This window comes from Denitratimonas organivorans (assembly GCF_037478135.1).
Classification (GTDB): domain Bacteria; phylum Pseudomonadota; class Gammaproteobacteria; order Xanthomonadales; family Xanthomonadaceae; genus Denitratimonas.
The window spans coordinates 208,657-225,242 of record NZ_JBBHDV010000006.1; the positions used below are offsets into that span (position 1 = coordinate 208,657).

Annotated in this window: 12 protein-coding genes; 7 read left to right on the forward strand and 5 right to left on the reverse strand. The window is 66.5% G+C overall.

The window, feature by feature from the left end:
- Positions 1-2: 2 nt before the first annotated feature.
- Positions 3-2,870: a DUF2339 domain-containing protein gene (locus WDB66_RS08560; protein WP_339398129.1), complete on the forward strand. Its 2,868-nt coding sequence runs from the start codon at positions 3-5 to the stop codon at positions 2,868-2,870.
- On the forward strand, positions 2,867-4,261 hold the full coding sequence (locus WDB66_RS08565) for a DUF3999 family protein (RefSeq protein ID WP_339398130.1): 1,395 nt from the start codon (positions 2,867-2,869) through the stop codon (positions 4,259-4,261). The genes WDB66_RS08560 and WDB66_RS08565 overlap by 4 nt, the downstream gene beginning before the upstream one ends.
- A 50-nt stretch (positions 4,262-4,311) precedes the next feature.
- Here WDB66_RS08565 and WDB66_RS08570 read toward each other — a convergent pair whose 3' ends face one another.
- Entirely contained in the window at positions 4,312-5,178 is an 867-nt protein-coding gene (locus WDB66_RS08570) for a YicC/YloC family endoribonuclease (protein WP_339398131.1), read from the reverse strand.
- A gap of 148 nt (positions 5,179-5,326) precedes the next feature.
- Between WDB66_RS08570 and WDB66_RS08575 the strand changes: the two genes are divergently transcribed.
- The 5 genes from WDB66_RS08575 to WDB66_RS08595 all read left to right on the forward strand — a co-directional run bounded on the left by WDB66_RS08575 (position 5,327) and on the right by WDB66_RS08595 (position 9,281).
- Positions 5,327-5,884 carry a DUF2799 domain-containing protein gene (locus WDB66_RS08575; RefSeq protein WP_339398132.1) on the forward strand — a complete coding sequence of 186 codons (558 nt, stop codon included), beginning with the start codon at positions 5,327-5,329 and terminating at the stop codon, positions 5,882-5,884.
- Positions 5,885-5,941: 57 nt separating this feature from the next.
- Entirely contained in the window at positions 5,942-6,676 is a 735-nt protein-coding gene (gene rph, locus WDB66_RS08580; RefSeq protein ID WP_339398133.1) for a ribonuclease PH, read from the forward strand.
- Complete coding sequence (gene rdgB, locus WDB66_RS08585; protein ID WP_339398134.1) at positions 6,673-7,269, forward strand: RdgB/HAM1 family non-canonical purine NTP pyrophosphatase; 597 nt, start codon at positions 6,673-6,675, stop codon at positions 7,267-7,269. Before rph ends, rdgB begins: the two co-directional genes overlap by 4 nt.
- 31 nt (positions 7,270-7,300) lie before the next feature.
- Complete coding sequence (locus WDB66_RS08590) at positions 7,301-8,197, forward strand: phosphoribosylaminoimidazolesuccinocarboxamide synthase (RefSeq protein ID WP_339398135.1); 897 nt, start codon at positions 7,301-7,303, stop codon at positions 8,195-8,197.
- A 196-nt stretch (positions 8,198-8,393) separates the two neighbouring features.
- Positions 8,394-9,281, forward strand: a complete 888-nt coding sequence (locus tag WDB66_RS08595) for a DMT family transporter (RefSeq protein WP_339398136.1) — start codon at positions 8,394-8,396, stop codon at positions 9,279-9,281.
- 177 nt (positions 9,282-9,458) lie between these two features.
- Here WDB66_RS08595 and WDB66_RS08600 read toward each other — a convergent pair whose 3' ends face one another.
- The 4 genes from WDB66_RS08600 to WDB66_RS08615 all read right to left on the reverse strand — a co-directional run bounded on the left by WDB66_RS08600 (position 9,459) and on the right by WDB66_RS08615 (position 16,566).
- A complete protein-coding gene (locus tag WDB66_RS08600; protein WP_339398137.1) occupies positions 9,459-11,954 on the reverse strand; it encodes an efflux RND transporter permease subunit in 2,496 nt (831 codons plus the stop codon).
- Positions 11,955-11,969: 15 nt separating this feature from the next.
- Positions 11,970-13,097, reverse strand: a complete 1,128-nt coding sequence (locus WDB66_RS08605; protein WP_339398138.1) for a WD40/YVTN/BNR-like repeat-containing protein — start codon at positions 13,095-13,097, stop codon at positions 11,970-11,972.
- A 174-nt stretch (positions 13,098-13,271) separates the two neighbouring features.
- Positions 13,272-14,633, reverse strand: a complete 1,362-nt coding sequence (locus WDB66_RS08610; RefSeq protein WP_339398139.1) for a DUF1329 domain-containing protein — start codon at positions 14,631-14,633, stop codon at positions 13,272-13,274.
- Positions 14,634-14,652: 19 nt separating this feature from the next.
- The gene (locus WDB66_RS08615; RefSeq protein ID WP_339398140.1) at positions 14,653-16,566 is read right to left on the reverse strand and encodes a DUF1302 domain-containing protein; all 1,914 of its coding nucleotides are present in this window, start codon (positions 16,564-16,566) and stop codon (positions 14,653-14,655) included.
- Between the last annotated feature and the right edge of the window lie 20 nt (positions 16,567-16,586).

Consider the following 16,586-nt stretch of genomic DNA (forward strand, 5'->3'; position numbering starts at 1 on the left):
CGATGCACGGGTTGCTGGCGATGGTGGGCGCGTTCTTCGGCGCCATATTGGGCGGTATCCATGAAGTGATGCTGGGTCTTGTGGCCGGCGCGCTGCTGGGCTGGCAGGGCGCGCGGATCGGGCAACTGCGGCAACGCATCGCCGCACTCGAACGCCAGGCCGCAGCGCTGGATATGGGGCGCGCGGCCGCCGCAGCAATGGCCGCCGGGCAGACGACGAAACCACCGGCGCAGAACCCTTCCGCCTCCGACAACGCAGTGGCCGGCGCTCGGGTTGAAGCGGCCCGTGCCGTTGCCACGCCGGCGACCGGCGCATCCGCAGCCGATGCCGCGCAACGTTCCCCGCACGCTCCCCACGTCCCGGCCGAACCTCCGGCAGCGGCAGCGCTGGCCGCGCGTGCGCCGGCAGCCACAGCAGCGTCAGCGTCGGCTGGATCAGGGGGGCGCGTCGCCCATGCGCCGGCAACCGCTGCAACACGCATTCCATCTCCAATCTCCGCCCAGGGTCCGCGCCAATGGCCGACCGGGGCGGTGGAAGACGATCCGCCGCCGTTCGCACGCCTGCTGGCACGCGGCCGGGACTGGCTGTTCAGCGGCAATGTGCCGGTCAAGATCGGTGTGCTGGTGCTGCTGTTCGGCGTGGCGGCGGCGCTGAAATATTCGGTTGATGCCGGCTGGGTGCAGGTGCCGCTGGCGGCGCGTCTGGCGCTGGTGGCAGCCGGCGGTCTTGCCGCCGTGGTCTGGGGCTGGCGCAACCGCCTCCTGCGTCCGGCGTTCGGGTTGAGCATGCAGGGCGGCGGCATCGGCATCCTGCTGCTGACGGTGTTCGCAGCCTATCGTCTGTACGCGCTGCTGCCCTCCGGCATCGCCTTCGCGCTGGTGCTGGTGCTGGTGGCCGGCGCGGCGGCGCTGGCGGTGCTGCAGCACGCGATGGCGCTGGCAGTGCTGGGCTTCCTCGGTGGCTATCTGGCGCCGGTGCTGCTGAGTACCGGAGAAGGCAGCCATGTCGCGCTGTTTTCGTTCTATGCGGTGCTGAATGCGGCGGTGTTCGTCATCGCCTGGCTGCGCCAGTGGCGTGCGCTGAACCTGATCGGCTTCGCCTTCACCTTCGCCATCGGGCTGGCCTGGGGGGTGCAGTATTACCGGCCCGAACACCTGTCCACGGTGGCGCCGTTCCTGCTGCTGTTCTTCCTGTTCTACGTGGCGATCGCGGTGCTGCACGCACTGCGTGCGCCGGGGCGGCAGCGTGGTTTCGTCGATGGCACGCTGGTGTTCGGCACGCCACTGCTGGCGTTCCCGCTGCTGGCCGCGATGCTGCACCACGAGCCGATGACGCTGGCCTGGTGCGCGCTGGCGGTGGCCTTGCTGTACGCCGGGCTGGCGTTCTGGCTGATCCGCAAGCGCGGCGCGGTGCTGCTGGGGCAGTCGTTCGCGACGCTGGCGGTGGGTTTTGCCACGCTCGCGGTGCCGCTGGCATTTTCGGCGCGTTGGACCTGCGTCACCTGGGCGCTGGAAGGCGCGGCACTGGTCTGGCTGGGGCTGCGCCAACGCCGTCTGCTTCCGCAAGTGGCCGGGATCGCGTTGCAGGTGCTGGCGGCAGGTGCGTATTTCCTCGATGCGATCGATGGCGGCTGGCACGCCAGCGCCGGTGAATGGCCGCTGCTCAACGGCCATGCGCTGGGCGTGGCATTGCTGGCGGCATCGACGTTCGCGATCAGCCTGTTGTACGAGCGCGCCGGCAAGCGGCGGCTGTGGGTATGGCCGGGTTTCATCCTCGGCACGCTGTGGTGGTGGTGGCTGGGGCTGCGCGAGATCGAGCAGCACGTGGCGGCGTTTTCGCTGTCGCGCTTCCCGGTCGGGGAGCCCTGGGCCTGGGTCGGTTTTTCGGCGCTGACGATGCTGCTGATGGCCGGCCTGCGGCGTGGCCTGGACTGGCCGCGACCGGGCTGGAACGTGCTGCTGACGCTACTGGTCGGGATTCCGCTGGCACTGCTGATCGAAGGCTTCGATGCATCGGCATTGCAAGCTCCACTGGCAGGCGCCTGGCTGGTCTGGATCGCGGCGGCACTGCTCGGCCTGGCATCGCTGCGCACACCGTTGCAACGCGGTCTGTCGTTCGCGCATGTGGCGTTTCTTTCCACGCTGGCGCTGGTCTACGGACTGGCGCTGGGCCGCTGGGCGAACGAGATCGCAGCGCTGGGCAGCAGCTGGGTGCTGCTGGCCTGTCTGGCGCCGCTGATCGCGTTGCTGCTGCTGACCGCACGGGCGCCGGCGCTGGGTACATTCCCGTTGCAGGCGCAATTCCCGCGCTATGCAGCGCGCTGGTTCGTGCCGGCCGGCATCGTGCTGGTGCTGGCCTGGCTCATGTCCCTGCAACTGGATGGCGATGCCGCACCGCTGCCGTTCGTGCCGCTGTTCAATCCGCTCGAACTGGCGCAGCTGATCGGTCTGATCGTGGCCGGGCGCTGGCTGTGGCGGCGCTCGCCGGATGGCGCACCGCTGCCGCTGGCGATCGCCGGCTTCGTGTTCCTGAGCCTGGCCGGGCTGCGCGCCGTGCACCATTACAGCGGCGTGCCGTGGAGCCCGAAGATCCTGGACAACGGCACCGCGCAGGCGACGCTGACGGTGCTGTGGAGCATCGCCGGCGTGATTGCCTGGGTATCGGGCTCACGCCGCCAACACTGGAACCTGTGGCTGGCCGGGGCGCTGGGCATGGGCCTGGTGCTGGCCAAGCTGGTGCTGGTGGACCGGCAATACGTCGGCAATCTGGCCGGCATTGTTTCGTTCATCGCCGTCGGCGGGCTGCTGGTGCTGGTCGGACGCATTGCACCGACGCCGCCACGGCACGAACCGGCAAAGGACACCCCATGATCCGATCCCTGCTGCTGATCCTGCTGCTGACCGTGTCCGGCGCGCCATCGATGGCGCAGGAGCTGCGTCACCCGCCGCCGACGCCCGACGACTTCGCGTGGCAATGGCCGCTGGCGGTGGACGCGGAGCAGGACATGATGCGTTTCAAGCTGGCGCCGGAGGTCTACTCCCGGCTGTGGCGCGATGACCTGTCGGATCTGGTGGTGTTCAACGCCGCCGGCGAGGCGGTGCCGCTGGCACCGCTGGAAGGCGTGCTCGACCATGCCGGACGCCTGGCCGCGCCACCGCCGCCGCTGGAGGCACCGCTGTTCCACATCCCGCGTGTGGGCGCGCGCAACACCGGTGAGCGTCTGCGCCTGATCGTGGCTGAGCGCAACGATGGCCGGCTGGAACGCATCGACACTGGTGTGGAACTCGGCGCGGCCGGCCCGGACCTGCTGCTGGACCTGTCCGCGATGCAGACCCCGGTGCGCGCGCTGCTGGTGGAATTTGAAGCGGGCAGCCCACCGCTGAATGCCCGCGTGGACGTGTTCGGCAGCCGCGACCTGTCCAACTGGACCCGGCTGGTGGCGCAGCAGGCGCTGGTATCGCTGAACGAGGGCGGGCTGAAGCTGGAACGCAGCCGGATCGAATTCGCGCCCACCCACCTGCCGTACCTGCGCCTGCTGCGCACCGACCGCCAGGCCGAATTGCCCATCGCGAAGGTGCTGGCGGTCCGCGGACGCGCGATCGACACCCCGGACGTGCCGCATCACCAGATCGCACTGGACGGCGAACCCGAGGCGCGCGGCCACGGCCATGTCTACCACAGCGACGGTCCGTTCCCGGTGGAACAGGTCGCCGTGACATTGGCTGATCGCAATGCCGCCGCCAGCGTCATCATCGAAAGCCGGCCGCGCGCGGATCTGCCATGGCGCGAGCGTGCCCGCGGCAATGCCTTCCGCGTCGGTACCGGCGCCGGATCGATCGACTCTGCCGCCTTCGATACCGGCTTGATACGCGACCGCCAGTGGCGCGTCCGCACCGAACCTGTGCAGGCGCGTGCGCCGCAGCTGACCCTGCTTTACCGCCCCGACCAGTTCGCGTTGCTGACCCAGGGCGAGCCGCCGTTCCGCCTGGCTGCCGGTAGCGCCCGCGCGCAACGCAGCCACGTGCCGCTGCATGCGGTGCTGGCGCAGTTGCGCAGCAGTCGCGGTGATGACGGTTGGATGCCGCCCGAGGCCGAATTGGGACGCGGTGCGGAACTGGCCGGCAGCGCCGCGCTGGCACCGCGCCCTGATGCCGACGGTTCACCCACGGCGTGGCAATGGCTGCTGTGGGGTCTGCTGCTGGCCGGCGCCTTCACCGTGGTGGCGATGGTGCTGAAACTGCTGCGCCAGTCCGGCGCCTGAGCATCACCGGGTCCGCTGCGCGCGTGCCCGGTTTCACGCCGCGCCGGGCCTCATTCCAAATTCTGCACCTGCTCGCGCATCTGTTCGATCAGCACCTTCAGCTCCACCGCGATCTGGCTGGTGCGCGCGTCGACAGATTTGGAGCCCAGGGTGTTGGCCTCGCGGTTGAATTCCTGCATCAGGAAATCCAGGCGGCGGCCGACCGCTTCGCGCAGGCCGAGCACGCGCCGCGCTTCGGCGATGTGGGTGGCGAGACGGTCCAGCTCCTCGTCCACGTCCAGCTTCTGCAGCCACAGCACGAATTCCTGCTCCAGCCGGCCCGGCTCCAGCGTCGGGGCCAGTTCGGCGAAGCGGGTTTCCAGCCGGGTGCGCAGGCCGGCGCGGATCTCCGGCAGCCACTGGCGCACCTGCGCGCAGGCGGTTTCGATGCCATCCAGCTTTTCACGCAACACCGCGGCCAGCTTGGCGCCCTCGCGCTCGCGCGCGGCGCAGAATTCGCCGATCGTGGTGTCGATCAGCGCCAGGGTTTCGGCCTGCAAACCAGCCGGATCGGGGGTGTCCTGTTCCACCACGCCGGGCCAGGCCAGCAGTTCGGTGAAGTTGACTTGCAGATTGGGGAAACGGCCAGCCTGCTGTGCCGCGACCTGCGCCAGGCGCTCGAGCAGTTCGGCATTGAGCACCAGTTCGCGCGAGGAATCAGACGCGGCGGATTTGAGCCGCAGCGACATTTCCACCTTGCCACGCTGGACCTTGCCGGCCACGCGCTCGCGGATCACCGGCTCCAGTCCGCGCAGATCGTCGGGCGCGCGCAGCGAAAACTCCAGGTAGCGGTGGTTCACGGCACGCATTTCGGCGCTGAGCGTGCCCCAGGCGGTGGCGCGCTCGGCCGAGGCGAAGGCGGTCATGCTGCGGATCATCACGGTTCCAGTCGAAAGGAAAGACCGCGCAGCTTACCGCCGCCACGCACCGGCCGCCGCATCCGCAGGCCGATGCCATCGCGGCAGGCGCTCTGGCACTATTCCGAAGATGCCCGGATAGGCCCGGGTTTTAACGGAGATGCCCTGCATGACATCCATCAGGAACCTTGCCGGCATGGCGCTTTTGCTGGCATTGGCCGGCTGTGCCACGCTCAGCGAAACCGATTGCGCGCGCGGCGACTGGCATCGGATCGGCCTGGAAGACGGCCGCTACGGATACAGCGCCGAACGCCTCTCGCACCACGACAAGGCCTGTGCCAAGCACGGTTTCGGCGTGGATGCGCGCGCCTACCATGCCGGCCATGCCACCGGACTGCGGCAATTCTGCGTACCGGCCCGCGCCTTCTCGATGGGGCGCAAGGGCGAGACCTACCAGCACCAGTGCCCGCGCGATACCGAAGCCGCGTTCATGCCGGCCTACCACCACGGCCGCGATGTGTACGGCGTGGAGCAGGAGCTGGAGCGACTGAAGAAGGAGCTCGACGAACTGCGCGCCGAAATCGACGACGAAAACACCGGCAAGACCGCGCGCGAAATCGCCGAACAGCGGCTGCGCTACGTCAGCAACGACCGCAACCGGCGCGAACGCGACCGCGATGCGCTGCTGGAACGCGCCCGCCGGCTCGGCTATGACAACGCCTGGTAGCTCTGCCCGACGCGCCGGGCGGAGTACCATGACCGGCTTTTCAGGCAGGACTGCTTCATGAGCGAGATTTCCCGTCCCAGCGGCCGGCGCGCCGACGAGCTGCGCCCGGTGCTGATCCAGCGCCACTACACCCGCCACGCCGAAGGTTCGGTGCTGGTCTGCTTCGGCGACACCCAGGTGCTGTGCACGGCCAGTGTCGAGAACCGGGTTCCCGGTTTCCTGCGCGGCAAGGGCGAAGGCTGGGTGACCGCCGAGTACGGCATGTTGCCGCGCGCCACGCATACCCGCAGCGACCGCGAGGCGGCGCGTGGCAAACAGGGCGGCCGCACGCTGGAAATCCAGCGCCTGATCGGCCGGTCGCTGCGCGCCTGTGTCGATCGCCGCGCGCTCGGCGAACGCACCATCACGCTGGATTGCGATGTGCTGCAGGCCGATGGCGGCACCCGCACCGCCGCGATCACCGGCGCCTACGTGGCACTGCGCGATGCGGTGAACTGGCTGGTGCAGCGGCGCGAGATCGCCGCGTCGCCGGTGATCGGTTCGGTCGCGGCGGTATCGGTCGGTGTCTATCGCGGCGTGCCGGTGCTGGATCTGGACTATGCCGAGGATTCGGACTGCGATACCGACATGAACGTGGTGATGAACGACGGCGGCGGCTTCATCGAATTGCAGGGCACCGCCGAAGGCCACGCCTTCCGCCGTGACGAACTGGACCTGCTGCTGAACCTGGCCAGCAAGGGCGCCGAAGAATTGTTCGCGGCACAGGCCGCGGCACTGGCATTGCAGCCATGAAACTGATCCTGGCCAGCCACAACACCGGCAAGCTGGCCGAGTTCCAGCAACTGCTCGGCGGGCATGGCATCCAGGTCGTGCCGCAGGCCGCGCTCGGCATTCCCGACATCGAGGAAACCGGCCTGAGCTTTGCCGAAAACGCCTTGCTGAAAGCGCGCCACGCCTCGCAGCTGGGCGGAATGCCGGCGCTGGCCGATGATTCCGGCCTCTGCGTGGATGCACTCGGCGGCGCGCCGGGCCTGTTTTCGGCACGCTACGCCGGCAGCGATGGCGATGCCCAGGCCAACATCCTGAAACTGCTCGACGCGCTGGAACAGATTCCCGAAGACCACCGCCAGGCCCACTTCCATTGCACGCTGGCGCTGCTGCGCCATCCCGCCGACCCGGCCCCGCTATTGTGCGAAGGCCGCTGGCACGGCCGCATCCTGCACGAGCCGCGCGGCGAGGACGGTTTCGGCTACGACCCGGTGTTCTTCGATGACGCCAGCGGTTGCAGCGCGGCCGAACTTTCGCGCGAGGAAAAGGCCGCCGTCAGTCATCGCGGCCAGGCCATACGGCAATTGCTCATAATGCTGGCGCGACATCCGCTCTAAACTATCGCGCCCTGCCCTTCCGGAATCCGCCGTGTCCACCACGCTGCACACCTCGCACCTGCCCGGCCTGCCGCTGCTGCATCAGGGCAAGGTGCGCGACATCTACGGCCTGCCCGGCAACAGCCTGCTGATGGTCGCCACCGACCGCATTTCCGCGTTCGACGTGATCCTGCCGGACCCGGTGCCGGGCAAGGGCGAGATGCTGACCCGGATGTCCAACTTCTGGTTCGCGCGCACCGCCCACCTGATTCCCAACCACCTGCTCGGCACCCCGGTGGAACAGGTGCTGCCGCGCGGCGTGGACCCGACGCCCTATGTGCAGCGCAGCGTCGTGGTGAAGCGCCTGACGCCGCTGCCGGTGGAAGCCATCGCGCGCGGCTACCTGATCGGCTCGGGCTGGAAGAATTACCAGGCCAACGGTACGGTCTGCGGCATCTCGCTGCCAGCCGGTCTGCGCCAGGCCGAACAATTGCCCGAAGCGATCTTCACCCCGTCCACCAAGGCCGCGATCGGCGATCACGACGAGAACATTTCGTTCGACCGGATGATTGAACTGGTCGGTGCCGACCTGGCCGAACAGGTGCGCGCCGCGACGCTGGCAATCTACCGCTACGCCGCCGAATACGCTGCGCAGCGCGGCATCCTGATCGCCGACACCAAGCTGGAATTCGGACTGGACGAGGACAACCGCCTGCACGTCATGGACGAAATGCTGACGCCGGATTCCTCGCGCTTCTGGCCGGCCGACGAATACCGCGTCGGCAGCAGCCCGCCCAGCTACGACAAGCAGTTCGTGCGCGACTATCTGGAAACGCTGGACTGGAACAAGACCGCCCCCGGCCCGACCCTGCCGGTCGCGGTGATCGCCGGCACCGTGGAGCGTTATGCCGAGGCGTTGCGGCGCCTGACCGCCGACGTGCCAGGCTGACCGGTTCCGATACTTCACCACCCGTTCCGCCCCCGAACGGCAGGCGGAAAGGACATCGGCGCGATCACTACCGGCCTTTCATCACCAGCGGAATCCATCCTTTCGCTGCTGCATACCCGTCGCCCTCCCGGATGGCCACACAACGACAACCCCGGCTCCGTCCACGCCCGTGGCGGAGTGGCAGGAATCCACACCCATGCCCCGCCTCCACCTGCTGTTGATCCTGACCATCTGCGTGGTCTGGGCAATCAACTTCCTGACCTCGGCGATCTCGCTGCGCGAACTGCCGCCGCTGTTGTTTGCCGCCTTGCGCCTGCTGCCGCTGATCCTGCTGTTGTTGCCGTGGATGCGCTGGCCCACATGTGCGCAATGGCCGCGATTGGCGGTGGTGGCGCTGTGCAATGGCGCGCTGCATTTCGGGCTGAATTTCTGGGCACTGAAGGAAGCCGGCAACCTGGCCTCGCCGGCGATCGTGCTGCAAAGCTACATCCCGATGACCACGGTGCTGGCGGTGCTGTTTCTGCGCGAGAAGATCGGCTGGCGCACCTGGACCGGGGTCAGCGTCAGCTTTGCCGGGGTGCTGGTGCTGGGCTTTGATCCAATCGTGCTGGATGCTCCATTCGCGCTGATGCTGATGCTGCTGTCGGCGTTTTCACTGGCCGTGGGCACGGTGACGATGCGTGGCCTGACCGGGATGCACCCGATCGGCATGCAGGGCTGGGTGGCGCTGATCGCGGTGGGGCCGTTGCTGGCCTGGAGCTTGCTGTCCGAACAGAACCATTGGCTGGCGATCACGCAGGCGTCGCCGATGGCATGGCTGGGCGTGGCCTGGGCCGCGCTGGCGGCCTCGGTGCTGGGCCACAGCCTGTTCTACTGGCTGGTGCAGCGCCATCCGGTTTCCACGCTGACGCCCTATCTACTGCTGACCCCGGTGTTCGCGGTGGCGCTGGGCATCGCCTTCTGGGGCGACCGCCCCGGCCCACGCCTCTACATCGGCGGCGCGATGGTGCTGGGCGGCGTGTTCTTCATCGCACTGCGCGCCAGGACACGCGCACGGAAATTGCCGGAGCCGGCGGAGATTTGAGTGCCATCCGGCCCGATGCCACCACTGCGGCAATCAATGCCGCATACGGTCGCGGTCAATGCATGAACGCCGTAGCGCGGCGGGACCTCATGTTTCGCGCTTGACGATTGCGGGCGGCCGGGACGCGACACGGCAGCCGAAGCTGCCGTGTCGCGTGCTGCATTCACATTCAACCACTCACAGCTGCGGCTTGAAGGTGTCCTTTTCTCCCGGGCGCAGCAGCCAGCGGCACAGGGCCGGCAGGAAGATGATGGCGGCGATCATGTTCACCACGAACATGAAGGTCAGCATCACGCCCATATCGGCCTGGAACTTCAGATCCGAGAAGATCCACATCGCCACGCCGACGGCCAGTGTCAGTGCGGTGTAGAAGATCGCGATGCCGGTGGTTTTCAAGGCGATGAAGTAGGACTCGGAAACGGTCTTGCCGGCGCGCAGCGATTCACGCATGCGGGCGAAGATGTAGATCGCGTAGTCCACGCCGATGCCGACACCCAGCGCCACCACGGTCAGGGTGTTGACCTTCATGCCGATGTCCAGCTCCACCATCAGCGAGTGGCCCAGCTCGGTCACCAGCACCAGCGGCAACACGATGCACAGCGCCGCCAGCGGGTTGCGGAAGCTGATCAGGCACATCAGGAACACCGCGCCGTACAGAAACAGCAGCATGCGCGATTCCACCGCGCGCACGGTGTCGTTGGTGGCTGCGGCCACGCCGATGTTGCCGGTGGCAAGGCGCAGGTTGACGGCGTCGGACTGCAGGTCCTCGCCGTTCATTTCGGCCTCGCGGGCCTGTTCGGCCAGTTGCTCGCGCAGGTTCACGCCTTCATGCCAGGCATTGTTTTCCTCGCGGAACTGCTTCACCGCGTCGATCACCCGGTCGATGGTCTCGGCCCGGTGGTCAGCCAGGAATGCGGTGATCGGCATCGCCGAGCAGTCCGCGTTCAACAGGCCCGAATCGGTTTCAAAACCCTGCGTGGCCAGACGCAGCGAGTCGGCATCACGCGGCAGCACGCGCCATTTGATCGCGCCGTCATTCCAGCCGGCGTTGACGATCTTGGCCGCCATCGGCAGCGTGATGACCTGCTGCACGCCCGGCACATTGGCCAGATGCCAGGCGAAACGGTCGATCAGCTCCATCGTCGGATAGCTGAGCGTGCAGGCATCCGGGCGCGCCTCGGCGATGACGTTGAGGATGTCCACGCCGAGCGCGAATTTCTCGGTGATGGCGCGCGCGTCCTGGTTGTAGCGCGCTTCCGGGCGCAGCTCGGCCACGCCTTCCTGCGCATCGCCGATCATCACCTTGTCGCCGTGCTGTTCGGCGAACCACCAGGTGGTGAAGCCGATCAGGATCAGGATCGCGGCTGGCAACGGCTTGCTGAAGCGGGTCAGCGCGGCCCAGATGCGGTCAAAGCGGGTCAACTGGCGCAGGCGGTATTCGCGCTTGCGTTCCATGTTGCGCAGCCGGGTGTAGGACAGCAGCACCGGCAGCAGCACGAGGTTGGTCAGGATCGTCAGCGCCACGCCGACGGTGGCGGTGATCGCCAGCTCGAAGATGATCCGGATCGGGATCATCAGGATCGTGGCAAAGCCGATGCAGCCGGCGATCAGTGCCACCGAGCCGGGCACCAGCAGCATCCGGAACGACAGCTTCGCGGCGGTCAGCGGGTCCACGCCCTTGCGCGCGCGCAGTTCATCCACGGTGCCGTCTTCCAGCCCGCCGAAGAACAGTTCGCCGCGGAAGCGGTTGATCATCTGCTCGCCGTGGCTGACCGCAATCGCGAAGATCAGGAACGGGGTCAGCATGTTCATCGGATCGATGCCGAAGCCCATCAGGCGCAGCGCGCCCAGCATCCAGACCACGGCGACCAGCGAGGCGAACACGGTCAGGCTGGCGAGCTTGGCCGAGGTCGAATACAGGAACAGCAGCAGCCAGGTGAAGGCGATGGTCAGGAAGAAGAACACGATCACCGAGCGCGCGCCGTCACTGATGTCGCCCACCATCTTGGCAAAACCGATGATGTGCACATCGTAGCCTTGCGCCTCATAGGTACCGCGCAGTGCCTCGAACTGGTCGGCGATGGCCTGGTAATCGAGCTTGTTGGTATCGGTTTCGGGCACCAGATCGGCCCAGATCATCGCCCCGGACCAGTCCTTGGCCACCAGCCGGCCGACAATGCCGGCCTTGACGATGTTGCCGCGGATGGTTTCAAAATCCTCTTCGCTGGCATGGCTGGCGGAAAATTCGGACGGAATCACGTTGCCGCCGGCAAAACCGTCCTCGACCACTTCCACGAAGCGCACATTCGGGGTGAACAGCGAACGCACCCGCGCGTTGTCGGTGGCCTCGATCGCCATCACGTCGGAGGTCAGGCCTTCCAGCGCGGTGAAGAAGCCCGGCTCGAACATTTCCCCGTCGCGCGCCATCAGCGCCACCAGCACGCGGTTGGCACCGCCGAAATCCGCCTCGTAATCGAGGAAGGTCTGCATGTACTCGTGTTCGAGTGGAATCTGCTTCTTGAAGCCGGCATCCACCCGCAGCTGGCTAGCCAGCACCAGCGCGATCACGGTGATCGCCGCGAACAGCACCAGCACCACCGGACGGGCTCCAAAAATCAGCTTTTCCAAGGCCCGTGTGATGGGTCCGGCTTCGACATTGCCGCCATGCGCCATGATTGTTTCCCCTGTTTACTGGTTGCGTGGCGTGAACTGGTCGACGCCCTTGTCACCGGACACCACCAGACTGCGGTTCGGGCGCACGATGACGCCGGCCAGCACCGGTGTTTCCTGGTTGGCATTGGTATGGATCTGCACCTTCGGCGGCGCATCGCTGGCGCTGCGCGTGACCACGATGCCGTTGGCGCCGACCAGCGCGAATCCACCATCGCCCCAGCCGGCGCCGCCCATCAGGCTCAGATCGGTATCGGCATCGATCTGGTCCCAGCTGTCGCCCAGATCGCGGCTTTCATAGATATTGCCGCGCATGCCGAAGGTGACGACGTGGTCACCTTCGTAACCGATCACGCCGAACATCGAACCGCCGTAAGGCAGTTGCAGGCGCTCCCAGCTGCTGCCGCCGTCGCGCGAGCGGTAGGCCGCGCCACGCTCGCCGACGATCACCAGTGCTCCGGAGCCGGTGCGGGTGATGGCATTGAAATGTGGTTCGGATTCTTCATCCAGCATCAGGTCTTCGTCCGACAGGGTCCAGCTGTCGTCGTCACCGATGTCCTCGTCATCGAAGGCGGATTCGCCGGCATCATCTTCCGCCAGCACGCCCTCGGTCGACACGAACCGCCAGTTGGCTCCGCCATCGTCGGTGCGCAGCAGCAGCGCATAGGCGCCTATCGCGAAACCGCGCTGCGCATCGAGCATCAGCACGTCCAGCAGCGGCACGCCCTGGTGCGGGTCGAACACCGCATCCGGGCTGGTGTCCAGCACATCGCTGCGTTGCAGGGTCCAGCTCAGGCCGCCATCACGGCTGGCGATGATGGTGCCGTCGTGACCGACCGCCCAGACGGAATCGCCGACCGCATCGACCGCAGTCAATGTGGCGCGGGTGGGCACCTGCTCCACCTGGCGCCAGTCGCTGCGGCTTTCCGATACCAGCACATGGCCGCGCTCGCCCACGGCGACCGCGCGCGAGGCCGCTTCGGTCAGGCCCAGAATCAGGCTCTGCCGGGGCACCAGCGGCAGCACTTCGCTGTACTGCACCGATGCATCCGGCGCCGGTGCCTGCTGCGCCAGCGCCGGCAACGCGGTGGCGGCGGCCAGGAAAAACACGGCGGCCTTGCGACGCACAATCGCATTGGAATGCATGGATCGTCCTCCCCTTGGATATCGCCGCACCACAGTATCGGTGCGTTTCATCGCATGTTGCCGCGCCTTGCATGGATCGGGCAAGCATCACGCGGCGACGATTTCATGTTGCTGGAAAGACCGTCAGCCGCGCCTTGCGGTCGCGGCTGACGGGAAATCACCTGCCTGCCAGGATCAACGTACGCCGCGGGTACGCAGGGCCTGCGGGGTGTAGTTTTCCAGCGAGGACTGGTACGAGTAGTCCGGCGGCGTGTCCTGGTTGTCCACGCCCGTGGCCAGATAGCGGCCGGACTGGAGATCGTGGTGGTTCTCCATCGTGGTCCAGAACACCGGCACCTCGTAGTAGTTGATCGACGGCGCCTCGGAATAACGCCAGACCTCGCCCTGGGCGTTGTAGTGGTCCATGATCAGGATCTGCCAGCTGTCCTCGTCGACATAGAAGGTGCGGCGCGGATTGATATGACGCTTGCCCGGCTTGAGCGTGGCCTCGACCACCCAGACGCGGTGCAGCTCATAGCGCAGATAGTCCGGATCGATATGGCCGGGCTTGATCATGTCCGACACACGCGACTTGTCGCTGTGCGCCTTGTAGGAGTTGTACGGCACGTACATTTCCTGCTTGCCCACCAGCTTGAAGTCGTAGCGGTCGTGCGAGCCGTTGAACATGTCGGTCATGTCCGAAGTGCGCAGGCCATCGGCCGCGGTGCCTGGGTTGTCATAGGCCACGTTCGGCGCCAGTCGCACGCGACGCTGGCCGGGGTTGTAGACCCACGCCTTGCGCGGCTGCACCGACTGGTTGAGGCTTTCGTGCACCAGCAGCACCTGGCCGGCCAGACGCGCCGGCGCTTCCACCGACTGGTAGAAGTACAGCAGGATGTTGTTGATGTCGTCGATGGTGTTGCCGGGCTTGTAGTACAGGCCCATGAACTCCTCGCGGATCTTCACCAGGTTGTACTGGCCGTTGGCGGTCACCGGTGCAAGATTGGTCCAGCGCGCCGCGCTGACGCCCTTGTACTTCATCTTGTGGTTCCAGATGACCTCGGCACCGTTCTGCGGAATCGGGAACGGGATGCCCTCGGCGGCATCGAGCACACCGTCCTGGTCATCGGTCAGGCGCGCCGTGGTGGCGTTCTTGATCGTGTATTCGTAGGTGCGCTGCGGGAACGAAGCCGAGCGGCGGGTCGGGTAGATGTCCATCCGGAAGGTCGGATAACGCGCGAACATCGCCTTCTGGCCTTCGGTCAGCTTGTCGGCGTGCTCGCGGTAGTTGTCCGGCGTGATGGCGAACTTGACCGCATCGGATGCGAACGGATCCGGATGGAACATGCCCTGGCTGTAGCCGGACGGCGGCGTGGTGATGCCGCCTTCCCAGGCCGGGATCGTACCTTCGGCGTTGCCGGCGGCGGTGGCGCCCACCGCGGTCAGCTCCTTGCCGAGCCGGGCGGCCTGTTCGGCGCTGACGGCTGCCATCGCCGGGCCGGCCCCCAGGGCCAGTCCGATCAGTACAGCCAAGGTCGTTTGGTTGCGGGAAATCATGTAGTGCTCCTTGACTGCGTCAGAACGAGTACTTGGCCACGAGCGAGTAGAAATCGCGGTCGTGGATCTGGTTGAAAGGCTTGCCACCGGTGAAGATCGTGTAGCTCAGGTCCAGCGACCAGCGGTTCATGTAGTTGGCTTCCACACCCAAGGTACCGGACTTGCGGCCCTCCAGGAAATTGCCGCCGGGTCCGGGGGTGGTGCCGTTCACGTCATGGTTGAACGCGATGCGCGGAGCCAGATTGATCGAGCCGCCGAGCGCGCCGGCGTATTCGGCACGTGCCGCGACGCGGTAGCCCCAGCTGAACGAAGTGGCGAAACCACCGGCCTGGGTCGACGGATTGCGCAGGTAGCCCGAATCGATCGCGTAGCCGCCACCGGTGTCGGTGCCTTCACCCTCATAGCGCAGCACCGAGGGATCGGGCAGGTCCCAGACCTTGGTGGCGCCGATTTCGCCCACCAGCGCGATCTGGTCGGCACCCAGGAAATTGCCAGGGCCGATCATCTTGGTGAAGGTGGACTGGATCTGGCTGACTTCGTGGCGGTCCCAACCCTGCACGTATTCACCCGGGCCGTAGTTGCCCAGCTGACTGGAGAAATGCAGCGCCGGCTGCGGCAGCACCGCATTGAGCGGCGACAGGCCGGCGAACAGCAGTTCCACGTCGTCGATCTGAAGCGGCATGTTGTCGCGGTAGCTGATCTCGCCCTGGAAGGCGATGCCGCCCGGCAGCGAGGTGTTCCAGGACAGGCCGATCAGGTCGATGTCTTCCGGATATTCCAGGAAGTAGCTGCCGGAACTGGGCGAGGTATTGGTGACCGCGATGCCGGAGATCACCGGAATGCGGCTGTGGTACTTCAGGTAGTACAGGCCGAATTCCACACCGTTCCAGAAGTCGGCGTAGTAGCGCAGCGCCAGGCCGTACTGGCCGCTGTCCTTGGCGTTGTTGTTGGGGCTGCGCGGGAACGCGGCCGAACAGCCGGCACCCACCAGCGCTGGCGGCAGGCCGGTATCGCTGGCGGCATAACCGGCCGGGCCGGCGTAGCACACGTCATAGAACAGATCGGGATTGTTGACCGGCTGCGGCACCGTGCCGAAGTTCAGCATCACGTAGTTGCCGCCGGGCGCGGCGAAATCGTTGGCCGAGAAGTACGTGCCGGAGGCGTCGATTTCCACTTCCTCGAACTCGAACAGGTACAGCGCTTCCAGCGACAGGTTTTCGGTCAGCGAGAACGAGGCCCAGAGCGAATCCACCGGCAGGAAGGCTTCCTTCAGCTCGGCACCGGCCACGCGCAGCGCGGACAGGTCGAACGGGTTGATGACGTTGATGCCGTTCTGGATGAAGGTGCTCTCGCCCCAGCTCACCACCTGGCGGCCCAGACGCACGGCGCCGGTACCGGACTCGCCGTAGCTGAAGTTGTGGAACACGAACGAATCCAGCAGACGGAAACGCTTGCCGATCAGGTCCTTGGCATCGCTGCTCAGATCGTTGCGGTCGGCGTTCTCGAAGTCGTAGAAATAGGTGGCACGCGCGAACGCACCGGAGTTGCGCCAGTTCAGCGACAGCTCCGAGGTGATCTTGAAGGCGTTGGAGATCACGTCGCCCTTGTCGTACTTGACGTTGCCATCGTCACGGTTGCCGGAGAAACGGCCGGGCGCGGCCAGTTGCAGTTGCTGCGCCTCCATATAGCGGCCTTCGGCGGTGAGCGCGCTGATCTGCGCCACGATCGCCGGGTTCAGATAGGCCTTGGCCAGCAGATCGTCGGCCGGATCCTGCGCACGCCAGGAGGCGCCGAAGGAAACCGTGGTGTCGAGCGAGCCGTACAATTCTCCGCGCGAGAAATCGAACGCCAGTACAGGGCTGGACACCGTCGCCGCGATCACGCCAGCCACGGCCAGCGCCAACGGGGCGCGCGCGGCGCGGAAGGTTTTCATGTTCGCAATCATCGTTAGTG

Excerpts from the sequence above, each read along its gene's own strand:
- WDB66_RS08600 (WP_339398137.1), bottom strand. The coding sequence starts at position 11,954 with ATGGCGCATGGCGGCAATGTCGAAGCCGGACCCATCACACGGGCCTTG.
- rdgB (WP_339398134.1), top strand. The coding sequence starts at position 6,673 with ATGAAACTGATCCTGGCCAGCCACAACACCGGCAAGCTGGCCGAGTTC.
- WDB66_RS08560 (WP_339398129.1), top strand. The coding sequence starts at position 3 with ATGCACGGGTTGCTGGCGATGGTGGGCGCGTTCTTCGGCGCCATATTG.
- WDB66_RS08610 (WP_339398139.1), bottom strand. The coding sequence starts at position 14,633 with ATGATTTCCCGCAACCAAACGACCTTGGCTGTACTGATCGGACTGGCC.
- WDB66_RS08565 (WP_339398130.1), top strand. The coding sequence starts at position 2,867 with ATGATCCGATCCCTGCTGCTGATCCTGCTGCTGACCGTGTCCGGCGCG.
- WDB66_RS08595 (WP_339398136.1), top strand. The coding sequence starts at position 8,394 with ATGCCCCGCCTCCACCTGCTGTTGATCCTGACCATCTGCGTGGTCTGG.
- WDB66_RS08605 (WP_339398138.1), bottom strand. The coding sequence starts at position 13,097 with ATGCATTCCAATGCGATTGTGCGTCGCAAGGCCGCCGTGTTTTTCCTG.
- WDB66_RS08575 (WP_339398132.1), top strand. The coding sequence starts at position 5,327 with ATGACATCCATCAGGAACCTTGCCGGCATGGCGCTTTTGCTGGCATTG.
- WDB66_RS08615 (WP_339398140.1), bottom strand. The coding sequence starts at position 16,566 with ATGAAAACCTTCCGCGCCGCGCGCGCCCCGTTGGCGCTGGCCGTGGCT.
- WDB66_RS08570 (WP_339398131.1), bottom strand. The coding sequence starts at position 5,178 with ATGATCCGCAGCATGACCGCCTTCGCCTCGGCCGAGCGCGCCACCGCC.
- rph (WP_339398133.1), top strand. The coding sequence starts at position 5,942 with ATGAGCGAGATTTCCCGTCCCAGCGGCCGGCGCGCCGACGAGCTGCGC.